The 20,474-nt window shown below is 54.6% G+C and carries 15 protein-coding genes and 1 pseudogene; 12 read left to right on the forward strand and 4 right to left on the reverse strand.

Going from position 1 to position 20,474, the window contains the following annotated elements:
• Window positions 1–284: 284 nt before the first annotated feature.
• Together D888_RS0103040 and D888_RS20545 are read right to left on the reverse strand one after the other, a co-directional pair.
• Window positions 285–968 (reverse strand): DNA-3-methyladenine glycosylase I, encoded by a 684-nt coding sequence (locus D888_RS0103040; RefSeq protein ID WP_020675054.1) that lies wholly within the window; start codon window positions 966–968, stop codon window positions 285–287.
• A 345-nt stretch (window positions 969–1,313) separates the two neighbouring features.
• Window positions 1,314–2,288 carry a mechanosensitive ion channel family protein gene (locus D888_RS20545; protein WP_020675055.1) on the reverse strand — a complete coding sequence of 325 codons (975 nt, stop codon included), beginning with the start codon at window positions 2,286–2,288 and terminating at the stop codon, window positions 1,314–1,316.
• 690 nt (window positions 2,289–2,978) lie between these two features.
• On the opposite strand from D888_RS20545, the gene D888_RS22845 reads away from it, so the two are divergent.
• The 12 genes and pseudogenes from D888_RS22845 (at window position 2,979) to D888_RS0103105 (ending at window position 17,648) form a co-directional block, all read left to right on the forward strand.
• A complete protein-coding gene (locus D888_RS22845; RefSeq protein WP_020675057.1) occupies window positions 2,979–6,269 on the forward strand; it encodes a PAS domain S-box protein in 3,291 nt (1,096 codons plus the stop codon).
• 553 nt (window positions 6,270–6,822) lie between these two features.
• Window positions 6,823–6,987 (forward strand): annotated as a pseudogene (locus D888_RS23540) (IS1595 family transposase); the annotation flags it as partial.
• Window positions 6,988–7,009: 22 nt separating this feature from the next.
• Window positions 7,010–8,602 carry an aldehyde dehydrogenase (NADP(+)) gene (locus D888_RS0103060; RefSeq protein ID WP_020675058.1) on the forward strand — a complete coding sequence of 531 codons (1,593 nt, stop codon included), beginning with the start codon at window positions 7,010–7,012 and terminating at the stop codon, window positions 8,600–8,602.
• 442 nt (window positions 8,603–9,044) lie between these two features.
• Window positions 9,045–9,821, forward strand: coding sequence for an IclR family transcriptional regulator (locus tag D888_RS22850; protein ID WP_020675059.1), 777 nt, complete (start codon window positions 9,045–9,047; stop codon window positions 9,819–9,821).
• A 238-nt stretch (window positions 9,822–10,059) separates the two neighbouring features.
• On the forward strand, window positions 10,060–11,403 hold the full coding sequence (locus tag D888_RS0103070) for an aminotransferase family protein (protein ID WP_020675060.1): 1,344 nt from the start codon (window positions 10,060–10,062) through the stop codon (window positions 11,401–11,403).
• 112 nt (window positions 11,404–11,515) lie between these two features.
• Window positions 11,516–12,283 carry an ABC transporter substrate-binding protein gene (locus D888_RS0103075; protein ID WP_020675061.1) on the forward strand — a complete coding sequence of 256 codons (768 nt, stop codon included), beginning with the start codon at window positions 11,516–11,518 and terminating at the stop codon, window positions 12,281–12,283.
• 70 nt (window positions 12,284–12,353) lie between these two features.
• A complete protein-coding gene (locus D888_RS0103080; RefSeq protein WP_020675062.1) occupies window positions 12,354–13,517 on the forward strand; it encodes a thiolase family protein in 1,164 nt (387 codons plus the stop codon).
• A 46-nt stretch (window positions 13,518–13,563) separates the two neighbouring features.
• Window positions 13,564–14,220 (forward strand): amino acid ABC transporter permease, encoded by a 657-nt coding sequence (locus D888_RS0103085; protein WP_020675063.1) that lies wholly within the window; start codon window positions 13,564–13,566, stop codon window positions 14,218–14,220.
• 38 nt (window positions 14,221–14,258) lie between these two features.
• Entirely contained in the window at window positions 14,259–15,005 is a 747-nt protein-coding gene (locus D888_RS0103090; protein ID WP_026362185.1) for an amino acid ABC transporter ATP-binding protein, read from the forward strand.
• Window positions 15,002–15,706, forward strand: a complete 705-nt coding sequence (locus D888_RS0103095) for a CoA transferase subunit A (RefSeq protein WP_020675065.1) — start codon at window positions 15,002–15,004, stop codon at window positions 15,704–15,706. The genes D888_RS0103090 and D888_RS0103095 overlap by 4 nt, the downstream gene beginning before the upstream one ends.
• Window positions 15,687–16,346 carry a 3-oxoacid CoA-transferase subunit B gene (locus D888_RS0103100; RefSeq protein ID WP_020675066.1) on the forward strand — a complete coding sequence of 220 codons (660 nt, stop codon included), beginning with the start codon at window positions 15,687–15,689 and terminating at the stop codon, window positions 16,344–16,346. Before D888_RS0103095 ends, D888_RS0103100 begins: the two co-directional genes overlap by 20 nt.
• 15 nt (window positions 16,347–16,361) lie before the next feature.
• Entirely contained in the window at window positions 16,362–17,648 is a 1,287-nt protein-coding gene (locus D888_RS0103105) for an ArgE/DapE family deacylase (RefSeq protein WP_020675067.1), read from the forward strand.
• 46 nt (window positions 17,649–17,694) lie between these two features.
• Here the strand turns inward: D888_RS0103105 and D888_RS20560 are convergent, their stop codons facing one another.
• Together D888_RS20560 and D888_RS0103115 are read right to left on the reverse strand one after the other, a co-directional pair.
• Window positions 17,695–19,323, reverse strand: coding sequence for an amidohydrolase family protein (locus D888_RS20560; RefSeq protein ID WP_020675068.1), 1,629 nt, complete (start codon window positions 19,321–19,323; stop codon window positions 17,695–17,697).
• Window positions 19,320–20,357: a proline racemase family protein gene (locus D888_RS0103115; protein ID WP_020675069.1), complete on the reverse strand. Its 1,038-nt coding sequence runs from the start codon at window positions 20,355–20,357 to the stop codon at window positions 19,320–19,322. Before D888_RS0103115 ends, D888_RS20560 begins: the two co-directional genes overlap by 4 nt.
• Window positions 20,358–20,474 lie beyond the last annotated feature (117 nt).

Here is a 20,474-nt window from a genome sequence, read left to right on the forward strand (position 1 = left end):
TATAAAATGATCTATTTGCAGGGTGAGCAGCAAGTGGGCTTTGTTAAAAAAACTGATTTATTGAACGTTGCTCGGGGCAAGAGTAACATCTGGAGTATCGACCGGTCGAAAAATGTTTCGGAAGTTGGTTCACCCAAAATCAGGATATGTTGCCCCATGCAAAGGGCCTATTCGCACAGGCCCTGCATCCCGAGACAGAGTGTTCTATAAATAGCGCAATACGAGAAGGGCCCACGATCTGGTAATCGTGGGCCCTTCCTGTTTTACTGATGGTGGAATTCCGATCAGTCTTTCGGCGCATCGATCGACAGGGCCAAAACTCGGCTGAGTTCGCTCAGACCCATACCAGATTCCTGCTGCCACTGGTTGTAGGCCTGCTGAACCTTACGGCGGGCTGCCTTTCCAGTCGGCGGTTTGTCGATGACTCCGGCCTGAATCAGGGCATGGACCCCGTCACGCGAGAGAACAAAGCCGTCCTTACCGATAACGCGCAGAAAGTATTGGGCAGTCATGCCGCCGAGCCGTGCGCCGTGCTTGCCCAGATAATCAAGCAGGCCAATAAAATCCTGTGTCGACCAGTCGGCGATAAACCGACCGAAACTGCCGTGTTCTTTGCGGGTCTCAATAATCATCACAGCGTTGTGTGGAACGGTAAGAATTTTCTGCCGGTTTCTGACAATCCGCGTGTCTGCGCAGATCGCATCCTCGTCATCCGGTGACATGAAGGCACAGCGGCCGACATCGAAACCCCAGAAAGTTTCCTCAAAACCAGCCCATTTATGCTCGACAATCTTCCAGACGAACCCCGCCTTAAAAACCGCTTTGGTCATTTCAGCCAGGTAGCGGTTGTCGCTTATATCCGCGAGCTGTTGCGGACTTTTAATATTCCCCGTCAGCAACTGGCGCAGGACAACTTCACCTCCTTTACGTGCAGCTGCACGCTGATAGATCTGCTGAAACGCTTGCATCACTGTCTCCTGAGGGTGCGTGGCCCCGGACTAAGGTTCATGATCCTTGATAGTATTTTTGTACCATCCCGGTCGCATTGATTACAATTTCTGACGCTCTCAAACCTTATTAACACCCAGCGTACAAATCGATATGACAAGTGTTGGGTGCCTGAAATATCCAGCAATAATATTGCTGCCCACGAAGTGGTCACCGTGAGGTTTCAGAGTATTTAATGCGCTAAGAACTGGAACATACTTATCTCGCGCGAACTGACCTGATCTGGTCAGGCTTACGCAATAAGAACGCCGCCTCGGCATAGGTCGTGGCGGCGTTCTGTGTTTTTTGGGTGCAATTTTAATTAATCAGGCTCGATACGAGTCGCCAGAGTCCGGGCCGTTCGGGCGGGGCCACTTTGTCCCCTCTGCTGTATCTGTAGCTGCGGCCGGGGGTGCCGGTTGATCTGTCCCGTTCAGCGCTCCAGCGAGATCGACCTGGTAGCGATGCGGGGGTATCTTGAGCAAGCGAAGCTTTTCGGCCAGGCCGGTTCGCATTTCGCTCGCCAGCATCCAGGCATCGCCAGGCGAATCAGCCCAGGCCGCCAACCAGCAGCGTATTCCTTCCTTTTCCAGACCCATGACCCAAAAACTCGGGTCCTCATAAGGGGCAAAGTGGGGGCAACCGTTCGCAACCTGCAGCGCATTGGCTTTGACTTCAGCGAGATCTGCATCCGGAGCGACCCAGAATTCGATGTGACTCCAGCGATAGTTGTCACTGAGGGTCAAACTGAGGAACTCCTTGGAAAGCATATCGGCGTTGGGAATCACGTAACGTTGCCAGTCCCATGTCTTGATGATGGTATAGATCGGTGTAATATCCTCTATGGTTCCGTAAATATGGTCAATTTCGACCGTATCGCCGATGCGCAGGTGGCGTGAAAAGGTGATGACAATACCGGCAATCAGGTTTTCGATGAAGGGACGTGCGGCAATACCTATAACCACACCGGAAGATGCGATAAGTAGAGAAAACATGGCGGCGGGGATTTTGTCGAGAAAATGGAGACTGATAGGCAAGGCGACGAGTAGCACGACGGTCAACGTGATAATATGACGGATAATGGTAAAACGGAAACGAACACTCTTGGTGCGATTTTCCTGTGCTTTTTTCAGTGGTTTGTTCTGCGGAGAGCTGGTAGGCACTGCGTGCTGGTAGTTGTTCTCTTTGATGTCAATATGACGCTTTTTCTCAACCCTCCTGAGTAGCCAACGGAGTGAGAAAAGCAGAGCCAGTCCTGCTGTTATCAGGGCGATTATGCTGAGGTATTCACTAACTGCCATAATGGTCCCTCACAAAATCTGCAGATAAAAACACTTCCATTCTGGCCAAAAGTAGCATGACGGCATGTTCTGCCGGAAAATATTTTTGAGGTTGGTTGTATTGGAATCTGATAGACGATGAGTTAAAAGCCGATTTTCGTCTTAGAAGTCGAAAGTTTTGGCAGTAGGGACGTCTTGGATTTTGTGCCAAGGTGCTTTCAGGATCAAAAAACTGAGGGTTCTGGGAATACTGAATACCCTGCATTCAAGTACACAATATTCAAAAATAATATAAGCAGCGACCACCTTTTCGCAACTATTGAAAACAAAAAGTCGGTCAGGGATAAGTTCCAGGAAATTCAGTTAGTGCTGCAGAATGCGAGGATCTTCTTAGCTATGTCAGCATTGTTTAACGGTTATGAGCCCATAAATATTCTTGGTCCGGAGCTTAGGTTGTCTTATTTCTTCGATTGATCAGGTCTGGCAGCCGGAAATTATCTGTCCGACGATTGGCAGAAAAGTAATTTCTTATAGATTAACGCTAAAGATGCTTACGTTGGAAACATATATTATTTCTAATCTGAGATAATTTAATTTATAATGCTAAGCCTCTGATGCTATGTGCAAACATTTGTGTGTATAAATGTCCTCCGTATGCGACAAAAGGAAATGTAATTTTCTATGTTTCGTATATCCAATAAGGTGAGAAACATGTCCTGCCTCAGAATGCTTTGCCGCATTATCTTTCTACTTTTCATGCCGCTCGTTGCGATCTCGCCTGCCTCCGTTTTTGCGGCAGAGAATTTGGTCTCAACGGTGCAACTCACTGATGCAGAGCATCAATGGTTAAAGTCGCATCCTACTATCATCCTCGCTCCTGATCCTGAATTCAAGCCAATCGAATACATTGACAAGAGTGGTGAATATCAGGGCGCCGCTGCCGATATTATAAGGCTTCTTGAAAAAAAACTTGGGATTAAAATTACCATTGCCCACTTGAAAAATTGGGATGAGGCAATGACCAAGTTTAAAAATAAAGAGGTCGACTTGCTGGGGGCGATGGTAAAAACGCCAAACCGCGAGAAATTTGCAACCTTTACTGACACAATTGTTTCTGTCCCCGGAGGGATCTTTACACGTAGCAAGACAAAATCAGATCTGACTCTGAATGATCTGAAGGGAAAAAAGGTAGCTGTCGTTTCCAATTACACGGCCCATGACGTTTTAAAGGCGAAATATCCCGACATCATCCTTGATGTCGTACCGGATGTATCCACTGGTCTGGCCAAGGTATCGCTGGGAATGGTTGATGCCTATGTGGAGAACATGGCCAATGCAACCTACTATTCTCAAGAAGCTGGAATTACCAATCTTCACCTGGCCGGGAAGACAGAATTTGATTACCGTTGGGGGATAGGCATCCGCAAGGATTGGCCTGAGCTTCAGGGTATCCTCAACAAGGGACTTGCTTCCATCAGCAAAGAGGAACGGCAGCAAGCCATCAAACGCTGGATATACATCGAAGGGCAGCAATGGCGGCCATCAAAAAACTTTATCTACGGTGCAGTCGTTTCAACGTTTGGGATTCTTCTGCTGTTAGCAGGGTTTTGGAATTATGCACTACGTAAGAAGGTCCGCAACCGCACCGTCTTACTGCAACGAGAGCTTGATGAGCGACAGAGAGCAGAATCAGCCCTCCAGAACCTGACGAGTCAATTGGAAGAACGGGTTAGGGAAAAGACTTCTGAGCTCAGAGCCAGTGAAGAAAATTATCGCTATATTTCTGGTCTCACGTCGGACTTCGTTCATAAATGTGCCCGAACCGGTAGTGACCCTTTTCGCATTCAGTGGGTGGGTGGTGGAATAAAAGCCATCTCCGGATACAGTGCCGAGGAGGTTTATGAGAAAGGATGCTGGCTCCCTTTCGTACATTCTGACGACAGGAAGACAGTCATGTCTTATCTTCTTAGTCTGACACCAGGGGATAGAAAGACAATTGAATTTAGACTGATCTCAAAACAAGGAGAAACCCGTTGGATCGCAGAAACGTGCGACTGCACCAGAGGTGAAAAAGAGGGAGAGTTGCTTCTCTTTGGCGCCTCCAGGGACATTACTGACCGAAAACGCTATGAAGAAGAATTGCAGATGACCCGCACTAGTGTTGAGGCTGCTTCAGATGCGATCTTCTGGATCAAACCGGATGGCAGCATAGCAGATGTCAACCCAGCGGCCTGTCGCTCCCTCGGTTATACGAGGGAGGAATTGATTCAGATGAGCGTAGCGGATATCGATGCAAACACTGACGCAGATGTTTTGCTACAACAGTTTCCTGAACTTCGCAAGCTTGGCTCCATGAAATTTGAATCTGAACACTGCAGGAAAGATGGCAGTGTGTTCCCGGTTGAGATTGCAACCAATTATGTGCAGCTAGAAGGAGAAGAGTGTAACTGCGCTTTTGTAAGGGATATTTCTGAGCGTAAACAAGCAGAAAACAAATATCGTATGCTTTTTGAGTTATCTCCTATAGGTATGGCTATGGTTGATAATGAGACCGGTGAGTTTCTGGAGGTGAACAACGCAGTATTACGACCATCAGGTTACACAAGAGAAGAGTTTTTAAAGTTAAGCTTCTGGGAAATAACCCCACAGGAATATGAAGCACAAGAGCTGCAGCAACTGCGTGAGCTCGCTGAAACCGGGCGATTTGGGCCGAATAAAAAGGAGTATATTCGTAAAGACGGGACCAAATATCCTATTACTATCAGTGGAGTGCTTTTTACCGATACAAACGGGAGGCAAGTTGTGTGGGGCATCATAGAGGATATTACCGAAAGCGTGAAAGCTGAAGAAGAGCGCCTTTCTCTTGAGAAACAGCTTCTGTATGCCCAGAAACTGGAAAGTCTCGGTGTCCTGGCTGGCGGTATCGCCCATGACTTCAACAACATCCTCATGGCTATTATAGGTAACGCGGATTTGGCTCTGAAGCGGATTAACAAGGAGTCCCCCGCCGTCGAGAACCTGCACCGCATCGAACAGGCATCTGAACGGGCAGCCGACCTGGCCAAGCAGATGCTGGCCTACTCCGGTAAAGGAAAATTTGTTATTGAGAATATCGACTTAAATATTCTGCTGGAAGAAATGCTGCACATGCTGGAAGTCTCCATCTCCAAAAAAGTGGTGCTGCGCCTAAATCCATACACGCCACTCCCCTCGGTCGAAGCAGATTCCACCCAGATGCGGCAGATTGTCATGAATCTTGTAATAAACGCCTCTGAAGCTATCGGTGACAAAAGTGGCGTCATCGCCATCACCACTGGCTGCATGGATTGTGACCGGAGTTATCTGAAGGACGTTTGGCTCGACGAAAATATCAGCGAAGGACTCTACGTCTACCTGGAGATTGCCGACACCGGTTGCGGTATGAATAAGGAAACCTTGGCAAAGCTGTTTGATCCGTTCTTTACCACCAAATTCACCGGACGCGGATTGGGGATGGCAGCGGTACTCGGCATTGTTCGCGGGCACAAAGGTGCTATCAAGGTTTACAGCGAACCAAATCGGGGGACCACCTTCAAGATCCTGCTCCCTGCTTGCGACAGACCTGTTGAGATCTTTAACGGCGCCAGTCACTATGACGACTGGAAAGGTGAAGGCACGGTACTGCTGGTCGATGACGAAGAAACCGTGCGCGGCATCGGAGCAGAAATGCTCAAGGAGCTCGGTTTCACGGTCATCACCGCTGATGACGGTCGTGAAGGGGTAGAACAATTCAAACAAAACCCCGACATCGATTTCGTTATCCTGGACCTGACCATGCCACACATGGACGGGGAACAATGCTTCCGTGAACTGCGGCAGATCAAACCAGATATCAAGGTCATTATGTCAAGCGGCTACAATGAACAGGAAGTCACTCAGAAGTTTGTCGGCAAAGGCTTGGCAGGTTTTATTCAAAAACCGTACAAATTGTCAATACTGAGAGAGTCTATACAAAAAATTTAACATGCCGAAAAGAGATTTCACATTTTAGTTTAGAGGTCCATCTGCATCCTCAGAAAAGATTTAAAAATGCACTGTTGATCCCTCGATGACCTCCACCTGGAGCCCGAAGCCGACCCACCCTGTGGCGAGAAGTCTATGCCTTCATGTCGAACTTTGTCTGGTGTCAGAATCGTCTGATAAGTTTCTTCAGCCGATTCTGACGGCAAAATATTGATATATTGTGAAAATCTTACAGTCCCTGGTCAATAGGGACGGCCAACCCCTTTTTTGAGGTTGGCCGTTTCGGTGTCTGATTGATGGTGATTTTGAGTCAATGATTAAGTGCTTAAACGACGCTCAAACTTCCGATTCCGGACTCCAAACTATCGGTTTCTGATCTGCAGGTTCGTCAACTGCCGCACATCACACCTCTTCATCATTCTCCGGTTCATCCCGCCCGTAAGTATGCGGATCAGCCCTGTGACTGCGCTGGGGGCTCCGTCTTATTTGACAGAACTTCCACGTGGTGCGGAGCACGGAACGGTCATGTCTGTCCCGAGATCATTCCTGATTGTTCAAAAGCCATCCCAAAATACGGTTAGTTCGTTTCCGTGGCATGTCGCCAAACACCTTCAACTTGCATCTAGAAGAATGTGAGTTTAGGTTCAATCAGAGAGGTCGGGAGCTGAGCTGTTTGATCCTTAGTATGTTGCCAAATCAACCTTTAAACCAGTCATGACCCTTTTTACAGGAGTTAAACTATGACAATTGCAGGAAAACAATTAATTAATGGAGAATGGGTAGATGGTCGGGGCGGAACCTATCAGGCAATTGATCCTTCGACAGGCGCTAAGCTTGACCCTGTCCTGACGATGGCTTCGGCTGAACAGGTCACATGCGCGGTTGTTGCCGCTCAAGAGGCCAGCAGTGCGTTTCGTCATGCTTCTCTCGACAAACGGGCCAGCTTTTTGCGGGCCTGCGCCGACGAAATCATGGCCCTTGGTGATACTCTGGTACTAAGAGCCATGGCTGAAAGTGGTCTTCCCAGGGTGCGCATTGAAGGCGAAAGAGGCCGCACCTGTGGTCAACTCAACTTGTTTGCCGACACAGTTCTGGAAGGGACCTTTCTGGATGTCAGAATCGATACGGCACTACCGGACCGTCAGCCTTTCCCTCGACCAGATCTGCGTTATATGAACCAGGCCATCGGCCCGGTGGTGGTCTTCGGCGCCAGCAATTTTCCCCTCGCTTTTTCCGCCGCAGGCGGGGATACCGCGTCTGCTTTTGCTGCAGGATGCCCGGTTCTGGTAAAGGGGCATTCTTCTCATCCTGGAACCTGCGAGCTAGTTGCTCAAGCTATTGACAAAGCTGTTAAGTCATCTGGGTTGCCAGCAGGGGTCTTCTCCTTGTTGATGGGTTCTGGTCGTGAAGTCGGAGCCGCCCTGGTCGTTGCTCCAGAAGTCAAAGCTGTTGGCTTTACCGGTTCTTTTGGTGGTGGTATGGCATTAGTAGAATTGGCCGCCAAGCGCAAAGAACCGATTCCTGTTTTTGCTGAAATGGGTAGCATTAATCCTGTCGTTCTGTTGCCTGAAACTCTTGCAGCAAATGCAGAAAAAATCGCCGAAGGATTTGTCGGGTCCCTGAATATGGGCGTCGGGCAATTCTGTACCAACCCCGGGTTGGTGTTGGCGATAGAAGGTGAGGCCATGAACCGTTTTATTAACCGCGCTGCGGACTGTTTAGCTCAGCTGCCCGCCGGGGTTATGCTGAACGAAGGCATTCAACAGGCCTACGATAAAAATGTTGTCGCTATCGCCAGTCAGTACGGTGTTGAAAAAAAAGCGATTGGTAAGGATCGGGGGGATAACCCTGGCTTCTGTGGGCAACCGACTTTGCTTACAGTCTCCGCGGCAGATTTTATTGCTAATCCCGAGTTGACAGAAGAAATGTTTGGTCCTGCCGCTCTGGTTGTCAAATGCCGGGACCTAGGAGAGATGGAGTCTGCCGTTAAAGGTCTACGGGGGCAGTTGACAGCTACGATTCATGCTGCCGAGGGCGAAATGTCCGGTTACAGTGAATTGATTGATCTGCTGACACAGAGGGTCGGGCGTATTCTTGTCAACGGTTTTCCAACCGGAGTTGAGGTTTGCCACTCGATGGTCCACAGCGGACCATTCCCGGCATGCACCGATGCTCGGTTTACCTCTGTTGGCACCGCTGCAATGAATCGCTTCCTCCGCCCTGTTTGTTTGCAGAACTATCCAAAGGAACTACTTCCTGAACCGCTACAGGACAATAATCCCCTGACTATTTGGCGCTTGGTAAACGGCAAGTTAAGTAAAGAAATGTTGTGATCTCATTACGTATAGATTGAGTGTGATTCGAGATTTAATCGTACTCCCGCAGCTCGCTGAGCCCTCAAGCAAAGGGTGCAGGTTGCTGATACCCTGCTGCTTGCGCCAGATTTGGTCTTGATGGTCCATATGAACTGATTATCGGATGTTAGCAGGTGTTTATGCAGCAATGGGTCGATGGTGGTGGGGAGGATGACCGTAATCGCTGTTGTCGTTACCTGGGGCGTGACTATTGCCATTGTCAAAATGGGTCCGGTTTGTTTTGTGGGGTAGGCAGCCAACTATATCGCCCATGTTTTAAATTGCGCACAATCTGACACGCTGGGCCTGACAGGGGCCAGCCGATTTCTGGTCCCTGTGAGGTGTGTTTAAGCTTGACACCCTCGTCGGCAAAAATGCAGCATGAACCCCTTACGCAACTTTAAAAATGGAGCTCCGCGCTATGGCTGACAGGTCGCTCGATTATTTTTCCACCACCCTGGAGAAGGGGATGCGGATCCTTAACCTGTTTGATGAAGAGCATTCTCACTGGAGCCAGAAGCATATCGCCGAAGCGCTGGAGCTCAATACCACCTCGACCTATCGCTTCATCAACACCTTTGTCGAAATGGGCTATCTGGTCAAGGACGAGAAATCCAGGCAGGTCAGGCTCGGGCCGATGTCGATTGCCCTTGGGCACCGGCTGCTGCGTGCCTATGATCTGCGGCGCATCATTACCCCGCTGATTGAGGAGACCAGTCGGAAGTATAATCTGAGCATCGACGTTGCGATTTTTGTGCAGAATGCCATGGTGATGGTGTGCCGCTGCGAGTTGCCGAATACCCTGACCTTTCACCAGCCGGTCAGCGCTCAGGAGCTTTACTGCACCGCGATTGGTAAGGTGTTTCTGGCCCATCTGCCGGCGCCGGACTTCGAGCAGGCCCTCGAGCGGCAATCCTTTCTGGTCCGCACCCAGAATACCATCAGCGACCGCTCGCAGCTCCTTGCTCATCTGGCCGAGGTGCGGGTCAACGGCTACGCGGTGAATAATGAAGAATACATTCGCGGGTTGCTCTCGATCGGGGCGCCGATCTTCAATCCGGCAACGGGTCGGGTTGTGGGCGGGATCTCCTTTGACTCCACCACGGTGGAGACTTCGCTGCCGTGCCTGGTCGACAGTTATATCCATATTCTGACAACACTGGCCGCACGTGTCACTGCGATGATGCCAGCTTCCTGAGACGGCCCCTCTTTTTTTTGCAATTCCCCACAGTTAAACAAACGTCTTTCTAAGTCTAACTATGAAAAAGCGCCTGAAAATCAGGCGCTTTTTATTTTTTATGGTCGGATGTTTTTTATTCTTGACTGGAATAGAACACCGGTGTATCTGTAATTATCGTTTATCGTAACTTGATTACGATAAACGTAATCTAAATAGGTCAGGTTCCGTAGCGCTATGAGAAGAGAAAGAGAAACCGATGCAACCAGCCTCCGATGGATATCTTTTCTACCAGAATCGTAAAACCCTGCCGATCATCGATCGTGCGGAGGGGATTTACATGTGGGACACCAAGGGCAAGCAATATCTGGACGGCTGCTCCGGGGCGGTCGTCGCTAACCTCGGCTATGGCAACAAGCGGATTGAGCAGGCGATCAACCGTCAGGCGCAGAAAACCTTCTTCGCCTATCGCACCCAATTCGAGAGCGAACCTGCGCTTCAGCTGGCGGCAAAGTTGGTCGAAGTCTCTGCGCCACACCTCAACAAGGTTTTTTACGTGTCAGGGGGGTCGGAGGCAATGGAGGCAGCGATCAAGCTTTGCCGACAGTATTTCTACGCTAAAGGTGAAGGCTCGCGCCATCTGTTCATCAGTCGAACTCCCTCATATCACGGCTCGACTCTGGGTGTGTTGGGACTCACGGCCTACTCGCCGCTGGAGAATCCCTTTCGGCCGATCACCAAGGCGCACCCCAAGATTCCGGCGCCTTACTGTTACCGCTGTCGTTACGGGCTCAGCCGTCCGAGTTGTGGCCTGGCCTGTGCCTGGGAGCTGGAACGCGTGATTCAGGAGCAGGGTCCGGAGAATGTCGCCGCCTTTGTCGCTGAACCGATCGGCGGAGCCAGCACTGGCGCCCTGGTGCCACCGGAAGAATATTTCGGCATCATTCAGCAGATCTGCAAAAAATACGGGGTGATGTTGATCCTCGATGAAGTGATGACTGGTTTCGGCCGCACCGGGAAATTATTTGCCTATGAACATTGGGGGGTCGAGGCCGATATCGTCGGACTCTCCAAGGGGATGGGCGCGGGCTATTATCCCCTCGGTGCGATCATGGCGCGCCACGAAATTACCGATCTCGTTCTTGACAGCGGCGGCTTTCAGCATGGGCATACCTATGCCGGCAATCCGATGGGCTGCGCCATCGGCCTGGAGGCCTTGCAGATCATTGAGGACGAGCAACTGGTTGAACGCTCGGCGCAGATGGGGGCCAAGCTCAAGGCTGGCCTCGAACGTCTGGCTGCGGTCCATGCCATCATCGGCGAGGTTCGTGGACGCGGACTGCTGCTGGCACTCGAACTGGTGCAGGATCGCGAGACCCGCAGGCCGTTTCCGCCAGCCACAGAAGCACACAACCTGTTGACCGACGAAGCCTCGGAGGAGGGGCTGGTGATCTATCCGCGCCGCCCGATCAATGGTCTGAGGGGCGATCATGTCCTGATCGCGCCACCGCTGATCATTACGGCGGAAGAGGTCGATGAGCTTCTTCAACGGCTGGATCGGGCCCTTGGTCGCGCCACGCGCCGTCTGCTGACTTCAAATTGAATCTGTCTTAAGGACAATGCTCAGCTAACCGTTAAGTTTGCAGGTACCCGCCGGGTACTAACTGGATGGTAACCAATTCATAAAGCCGTCCCACTTAAAAGGAGGATCCACCATGCGTAATGTTCAGATCATCATGGCCGTCATGTCTATCTTACTCATCTTTGCTTTGACGGCATCTGCGGACGACTTGAGCCAGGTCAAGAAGAATGGTTCGCTCAGTATGGCAATGAGCGGTCAGTATCCCCCCTTCAACTTCGTCAATGACAAGAATCAGCTAACCGGTTTTGATGTCGAGATCTGCAGCGAGATTGCGAAACGGATCGGGGTCGCGGCCAAGCCTCTCAGCACCGCATGGGATGGGATCATTGCCGGCCTTCTGGCCAAAAAATACGAACTGATCTGCGGCAGCATGGGGATTACAGACGAACGGTTGAAGGCGATCGATTTCTCTGACCCCTACTATCGCTCGGGCGCCCAGCTGTTCGTCAAGCAAGGGTCTGCGATCCAATCCGCTAAAGACATGGAAGGCAAGAAGATCGGCATCACCCTTGGTACGACCTATGAAAAGTGGGTTCGTGACAATATCAAAGGGGCCGATATCCGTTCCTACAAGGGGGTCCCTGACATGATCCTCGAAACCAGTAACGGTCGAATCGACGGCTTTGTTACCGATAAGATCGTCGGCGCGCTGGCCAGCAAGGATAAGGGCGCCCCTATACAGTTGGCGGGCAAACTGCTTTATGAAGAGAAGATGGGCATTGCCCTGCGTCAGGGGAACCCCGAATTAAAAGCGGCTATCAACAAGGCGCTGGGCGACATGAAGGCGGATGGCACCTATGCCGCGATCTCGACCAAGTGGCTGGGTATCGACGTACGCTGATAAGGTTGGCTTCACCACTCCCGCCGCCAATTTGGCGGGAGTGGTTTTCATAACAGAATAGAGAGAGTCTATGCAAAAAGCTGTCATTGTCGCCTGCGGGCGAACCCCCTCAGGTAGAGCTTACAAGGGCGCGCTGGCCAAAATTCGCCCCGACGATCTCGCCGCTGTTGCGATTCAGGGGGTCTTGGCCAGAACTGGCCAACTGGATCCCGCAGAGATTGAAGACGTTATCCTCGGTTGCGCGACTCCCGAGGCAGAGCAGGGAACTAATGTCGCGCGCATCGCTTTGCTGCGTGCCGGGTTGCCCGACACTGTCCCGGGGATGACGGTGAACCGCTTCTGCTCCTCGGGGCTGCAGACCATCGCCATCGCCGCGCAGTCGATCATGACTGGTATGGCGCAGGTTATTCTGGCCGGTGGCACTGAATCGATGTCAATGGTCCCCGTCGTGGGGCACAATCCACGCCCTAATCCGTCACTTATGCTGAGCCGTCCAGAGACCTATATGGCCATGGGGTTGACCGCCGAAAAGGTCGCCGCGCAGTTTGGCGTGACGCGTCTGGAACAGGATAATTTTGCTTTACAGAGTCACTTGAAAGCCCTGGCCGCCAGCGAAAACGGGCGATTCGACTCAGAGCTGATCGCGGTGCCCCTGCCGGCTGAAACGAACAGCCCCGCGCGGTTGTTCACCCGCGATGAAGGGCCCCGCGCCGGGACGACCCTTGAAGCTCTGTCCGGTCTGCAACCGGTGTTCAAGACGGGTGGCAGCGTTACGGCGGGCAACTGTTCACCGATGAGCGACGGCGCGGCCATGGCGTTGATCATGAGTGAGGGCAGGGCGCAGCAACTGGGGCTTAGCCCCCTGGCACGTTTTGTTTCCTATGCAGTGACCGGCACTGATCCGGCCCTGATGGGGATCGGACCGGTGACGGCTGTGCCCAAGGCGCTGCGGCTCGCAGGCCTGGAAGCGGCGCAGATCGACCTCTGGGAGGTCAATGAGGCGTTCGCCTCCCAGGCCGTCTACGTGGCCCGGGCGCTGGGTATCCCGGCGGAGCGTTTGAATGTCAACGGCGGGGCTATTGCCCTGGGACATCCGATGGGGGCCACCGGGGCCAAACTAACCGCCACATTGCTTGCCGAAATGGTGCGTCGCGGGGCACGCTACGGGATCGTCACCATGTGCATCGGCGGCGGCATGGGCGCAGCGGCGGTTTTCGAAAACCTGCGTCGTTAACAACACACTACTCTCAAGCGGGTCCGTCCCGCGCCAAGGGGTTCTTATGCTCGACTGGCAGATCATCATACATTATTTTCCATTCATGCTCGAAGGCGCCTGGCTGACCCTGCAGATCTCGGTGATCTCCGTCCTCCTCGGCCTGGTCTTCGGCCTGGCTGCGGCGCTCTGCAAACTGTCGCACAACAAGTTTCTGTCAGGGTTTGCGTCCTTCTACATCTGGCTGATCCGCTCCACCCCCCTGCTGGTGCAGCTGTTTATTATTTATTTCGGCTTACCCCAGCTGGGGATCGATCTCGGCCCGATGCTCTCAGGTATTCTGGGACTCTCTCTGAATGCCGGAGCCTACAATGCGGAAACTATCCGTGGTGGGATCATCTCGGTGCATGCGGGGCAACTCGAGGCGGCCCGCTCTCTGGGGATGAGTTTCGGCCTGGCGATGCGGCGTATCATCCTGCCGCAGGCGCTGCGGATCATCATTCCGCCCCTGGGGAATAACTTCATCATCCTCATCAAGGACACCTCGCTGGTGTCAACCATCACCGTCATCGAACTCACCATGACCGCCCAACGCCTGATCGGCTCGACCTACAAGCCCTTCGAGATGTACCTGATGGCGGCGGTGCTCTATGCTGTATTGACGTCCTCGGCGGCGCTGTTGTTGAAAACCTTTGAGAAGCGGTTTGCTTTGGAGCGTAGATAATGGAGACCTTGGCAATGAAACTGGACGAACAGAGCTGTATGGTGGAGATCAGGGATCTACATAAATATTTTGGCCCGCTGGAAGTGCTGAAAGGGGTCGATATCGAGGTGAAGAACGGCGAGGTGCTGGTCATCATCGGCCCGAGCGGCTCCGGCAAGAGCACCCTGTTGCGCTGCGTCAACAATCTCGAAGAGCCGACCTCCGGCGAGATCTATGTCGACAACATCCTGGTTAATGATCGAGGCTTGAAGCACAAGGCCTTCCAGGCGCACCTTAACCGGACTCGCTGCAAGATGGGGATGGTCTTTCAGCAGTTCAACCTTTTCCCGCACATGACGGTGCTCGAGAATGTGATCGAGGCCCCGATCCATGTGCTGAATAAAGATCGGGCGGCTGCTATCGTCAAGGCCGAGGAGTTGTTGGAGATGGTCGGCCTGGCCAGCAAACGCGATAACTATCCGGCCACTCTCTCCGGCGGTCAGCAGCAGCGGGTCGCCATCGCCCGGGCCCTGGCCATGGAGCCCAGCGTAATGCTGTTTGACGAAGTGACCTCGTCCCTCGACCCGGAGCTGGTCGGAGAGGTCCTGCGCGTCATGGAGCAGCTGGCGCGCGACGGTATGACGATGCTGGTAGTCACCCACGAGATGGGCTTTGCCGAGAAGGTCGCCGACCGGGTGGTCTTCATGGCCGACGGCTACGTGGTCGAAGACGCTCCGCCGCACGAGATGTTTACCAACCCGCAGCACGAGCGGACCCGGCAGTTTCTGGCCGAGGTGCTTAAATGATCAGCAAGCTCTGTGACCTCACCACCGCCCTGGCCCATGTGCGCAGTGGCCAGACCCTCATGGTCGGCGGCTTCGGCGCACCCGGTACGCCGTTCACGCTGATCGATGCCCTTATGGCGCAGGGCGCCAACGAGCTGGTGCTGATCAAGAATGAAGCCAACGAAGGGGGGATGGGGATCTCGCTGCTTATCGAAGCGCAGCGGGTCAGGCGCATCATCATCTCCCACCTTGGCCTGAATTCGGTGGTCATCGGCATGAAGAACAGGCAGGAGGTGGAGGTCGAATTCTACCCCCAGGGGATTCTGGCCGAGAAGATTCGCGCCGGAGGAGCGGGGTTGATTGCGATCCTGACCGACATCGGTATCAATACCATCCTGCGTGAAAACAAGCAGGTCGTCATGGTCGCCGGCCGCGAAGCGCTGCTCGAACCGGCCTTGCGGGCCGATGTTGCCCTTCTGCACGCCGCCGTGGCGGATCGAGCGGGGAACCTGGTGTATGAAAAGAGCGCGCGCAACTTCAGTCCGCTGATGGCGATGGCCGCCGATCGGGTCATTGTCGAGGCGGAACGGATTGTCGAGATCGGCGAGATTCCAGCGGATCAGATCCACACGCCAGCGGCCTTCGTCGATCATGTCGTTGAACTGGGTACACTCACCTCAGCTTACGGGGTACTGGAACACCATGTCCATCATGAATTATAAAGAGAAAATTGCGCGTCGCGCCGCCCGCGAGATCGGTCGTGGCAACCTGATCAATCTCGGGATCGGCATCCCGACCCTGATCAGCAGCTTTCTGTCTGCTGATGACGGAGTCTGTATTCACTCGGAGAATGGTATTCTTGGTATGGGGCAAGCGGTGACCTTGGCCCAGGCCGATCGTAACCTGATTGATGCCGGCGGGGTGTATGTCGCGGTTGAGCCCGGCGCGGCCTATTTCGATAGTGCCGTCTCTTTTGCTCTGGTGCGCAGCGGCCGGCTTGATATCACTTTTCTGGGGGCGTTGGAAGTCTCGGAGCAGGGCGATCTGGCCAACTGGATCATCCCCGGCAAACTGACCCCCGGGATCGGCGGTGCCATGGAGTTGGCGCAGAAGGCCAAACGGGTCATCGTCACCATGACTCACACCGACCGCAACAGCACGCCCAAGATCGTGCAGAACTGTTCGCTGCCGTTGACCGCGCCGGCCTGTGTCAGCCTCATCATCACCGAACTCGCGGTTATCGCGGTCGAGTCCGGGTGGCTGGTGCTGCGCGAACTGGCCGAGGGGGTCTCCGCTGCCGAGGTGGTCGCGAAGACCGCAGCCCCGCTGCAGGTCCCAGATACTGATTTGCCCCGCTTCTAGACGAAAGGTTCCCCCATGCCCATGACCGCGCAAGAACAACGGATTGTCAGTGTCGCCGAAGAGTTGAGCGAGCAGATGCTCGATTTTGCCTGCCGGCTGCTCGCCCAGCCGAGCACGCTCGGCAATGAAATCGGCGCGCTTGAAGTCGTTGAGCAGGAATTCCGCCAACTTGGTCTGAGCCCCGAACGGGTCGCCATCGACAGTCCGGCAGCGGTCAATCACCCCGGGCATGCTTCCACCCCCTGGGAAGCTGCGGGGCGCTATAACCTGGTGGCAACGCGTCAACCGGTCTCTACCGCGACGGGAGTGGTCGGCCGCAGCGCCCTGTTCAACGGCCATCTCGACGTGGTCAGCCCCGAACCGCTCGCCCTCTGGAATCGCGACCCATTTTCACCGCTGGTGCAGGACGGCTGGCTCTATGGGCGCGGCGCCGGCGATATGAAGGGCGGTGTCGCCGCCATGACCTACGCCGTGCAGGCTATCAACGCTGCCGGGTTCGCCTTGTGCGGCCCGGTGACCCTGGAAACTGTGATTGAGGAAGAATGTTCGGGCAACGGTGCGCTGGCCTGTCGCGCCGCCGGCCATGACGCTGACGCGGTCTTGATCCCGGAACCTTTCGGTCCGACCATCCTCACCGCGCAACTGGGGGTGCTCTGGTTCAAGGTCGAGGTTGCCGGCGCGCCCAGTCATGTGCTGAACACCAGCGCCGGCGCCAATGCGATTGAAAAATGCTGGCCGCTGATCACCGCGCTCCGTGGATTGGAAAAGGAATTAAACGAACAGGATGTGCCCTCTGCCTATCGGGGTATCGCTCACCCGATCAACCTGAATATCGGCATGGTACGCGGCGGCGATTGGCCCTCTACAGTGCCCGCTGCCGCAGAATTTCATGCGCGGCTCGCTTTCTTCCCCGGCGTCGAGTATGAATCTGTCTGCAGGCGCATCGCTGCTGTCATCGAAGCCGCCGCAAAAAGTGACGCCTGGCTCGCGGCCAACCCGCCGAGCGTCTCCTTTTATGGTTTCCGCTCGCAGGGGCACGCGCTGAGTCGCGATCTGCCCGCCCTGCAGACTCTGAACGGTTGCCATCACAGCCTGCAAGGCAGCGAGGCTGCCAGCTATATCGCCTGCTGTACCACCGATCTGCGCGCCTTCGTTCATTACGGGCAGGGGCAGGCGACCTGTTACGGGCCGGTCGCCGAAGCAATCCATGCCGCTAATGAGCGGGTGCTGGTCTCTAGCCTGGTCGATACCACCAAGACCTATGCGTTGTTTCTGGCGCGCTGGTGCGGGCTGAGCGAATGATGTGCGTCCAAACGGCGCGCGAAAACCGGTTCCTGGATATCACGGGCTAAAACTGACGGAAGACGATGCGTCCGTCAAACAGTGTCATGTCGATATGTACCCCGAGCAACCGAGCGGGAGGGGCAGCTAAAATGTCCTCACTGAGGACAGCGATGTCCGCCTTTTTCCCCACCGCCAGCACCCCTAACTCAGTGGCATTATGGACTGCGGCCGGTGTGGCGGTGTAGGCCTGCAACGCCTCGGCCACTGTTATGCGGTTCTCCGGGTGCCAGCCTCCTTCGGGCTTGCCATCGGCGCGTTGCCGGGTCACTGCAGCATGTATCCCCAGCAGCGGATTGGGATCGCACACCGGGCAGTCGGAACTGAACATCAGCGGCGCGCCCGCATCCAACAGGGAACGGATCGCATAGGCCCAGCGCCCCTTTTCGGCCATCGTCTTGTCGATGAGTTTGATATCCAAGGGCAGATTGGCCGGTGTCATGTTGAGGGCAAGATTCAACTTGCGCAGCCGGGCAACGTCCTCCGGTCTGATGACCTGCACATGTTCAATGCGGTGAGCAATGGCCGGCGCTGGCGCGCCGGATCTGGCCCGTGCTGCTTCGAGTGCGGCAAAGATTTCGATCACTTCGCGGTTGGCCCGATCGCCGATCGCATGGACCATCACCGATAACCCGGCTGCGTCCGCCTTGCTGATATCCCTGGCCAGCGCCGCCATATCCATTAACGGCATGCCGTGTTCTGCGTCCAGATAGGGATCGATCATCCAGGCGGTCCGGGCGCCCATCCCGCCATCGGCGAAATATTTGACATGGCCGACCCGCAGGTGATCGTTCCCGAAACCAGTGCGTAGACCGAGAGCTATGGCCTCGTCCAAGCGATGACCCGGCAAGCTGACCCATGAGCGCAGCCCAAGACGACCCTGGTGGTCCAGTTCCTGAAAGACCCGGAACGCGTCGGCACCATCCTCATCCGCCATTAAGCGAATATCGTGAATGCCGGTGATGCCCAGACGGTGAAGGGCTTTGATCGCATCCTCGAAAGCTTCCATAACCTGATCTGCCGCTGGCGGTGCGACCGCCTGACGCGCCAGATTGATCGCCAGTTCCCGCAGGATTCCGGTGGGCTCGCCTCTGGCGTCGCGCTCGATTCTGCCGTCAGGCGGATCCGGCGTGCCCGCGTCGATTCCGGCCAGGGTCAAGGCGGCCGAGTTGGCCACTGCCAGATGCAGGTCGCAGCGCCATAGCAACACCGGGTGATCCGGCACCGCACGGTCCAGGATCTCCCGGGACGGCATCCGCGATTCAGGCCAATCGGCTTCGTTCCAACCCTGGCCCATGATCCACTGCCCCGGCGGTTGCGCCTCGGCGGCTGCCTGGACCCGGGTGACCATCTCTTCAATACAGCTGACGTCGTCCAGCTTTACGCCCTTCCGCTTGAGAGCCCATTCGTAAAGATGAAAATGTGTATCGATGAAACCCGGTATCGCCAGCCGGCCGTCGAGATCGATTTTTTCGGTATTCGGGCCGGCGAGTTCAAGTATCTCAACACTGCTGCCGACGGCAAGAATGCATCCCTGACCCACGGCCAGGGCCTCCGCGCACGGTTGTCCCGCTATCAGGGTCGCGACCTTGCCGTTGAAGAGGATGATTTCGGGAAAGGTTTCAGCGCTTATCACAATAAAAATCCTTTGGGGAAGGGATCATGGGCATCAACCACGAATTGATGGTACCCGGTGATCTGGGCGTTGCCGCGGAATTGACCGACAATCCCGTCGAATTTGCCGATTCTGGTGGTTCTGACGATCTGCCCTTCGAAGACCGTCCCCAGCGGGCTGGCATTATAATAGCTCTGGCCGGGTGTGAGCTTTCCCCGGTGGTGGAGCAGGGTCAGCTTGGCCGTGGTGCCGGTGCCACAGGGGGAACGATCCATATGGGATTCACCGTAGATCACGCAGCCCTTGCCGGTGCCAGCCTGCTTGTCTTCAGCATAAAATTCGGTCACATCAACCGTGCTCACCTCCGGCCGCTCCGGGTGTGAGACCTTGAAGGCCCGATTGGCCGCTTCAATGATGGCCATCCCCAGAGGGATCAGGCGGGCGCTGTTCTCCGCGTTCAGCTCGATGCCGATGGCCTGCGCCGAGACCATCGCAAAAAAACCGCCGACACAGACCAGATCGACAGGCACCTTGCCGAAGTCAGGAATCTCAAGCTCCTGATTGCTGGCGAAGACGAAGGAGGGGACCATGTCGATGGCGACGGATTCTACCCGACCATCACGCATCCGGGCATGGGCGTCCAGCGGTCCGGACGGGGTGTCGACAGTGATGACGCTGTCCCCCTCAGCGGCGGTCAGGACACCGGTTTCAATTAATGTGGCCACTGCGCCGATGGTCGCGTGGCCGCACAGATAAGGGTAGCGCCGGGCGTCCATGTAAAAAAGTCCGAAACTGCCGTTCTCGCTGACCGGTTCAGTTACCACTGCCGCCATAATGGCCCGATGTCCCCTGGGTTCATGGGTCAGCAACCGACGAATATGGTCAAAACGAATTTCAAAATAGTCCCGTTTTTCCTTCATGCTGCTACCCGGCAGGGGGCCGACCCCGCCGACCAGCAGCCGGGTGACTTCCCCCTGGGTATGCGAATCGATGGTGACAATCCTGTCTGGATAGCGAGCCAGAAACTTGCTTTCAACCCGCTCTAGTCCGAGCATATTTTTTCTCCTTTATTTGCCCTGGTAACTTGTAGCTCCGAAAAAAAAGACCTGAAAGCAGATATTGCTCTTTCAGGTCTTAAATTGGAATAGCTTCCTGCCGAAGCGGTCGTCGCT

It is taken from the genome of Geopsychrobacter electrodiphilus DSM 16401 (assembly GCF_000384395.1).
GTDB lineage: Bacteria > Desulfobacterota > Desulfuromonadia > Desulfuromonadales > Geopsychrobacteraceae > Geopsychrobacter > Geopsychrobacter electrodiphilus.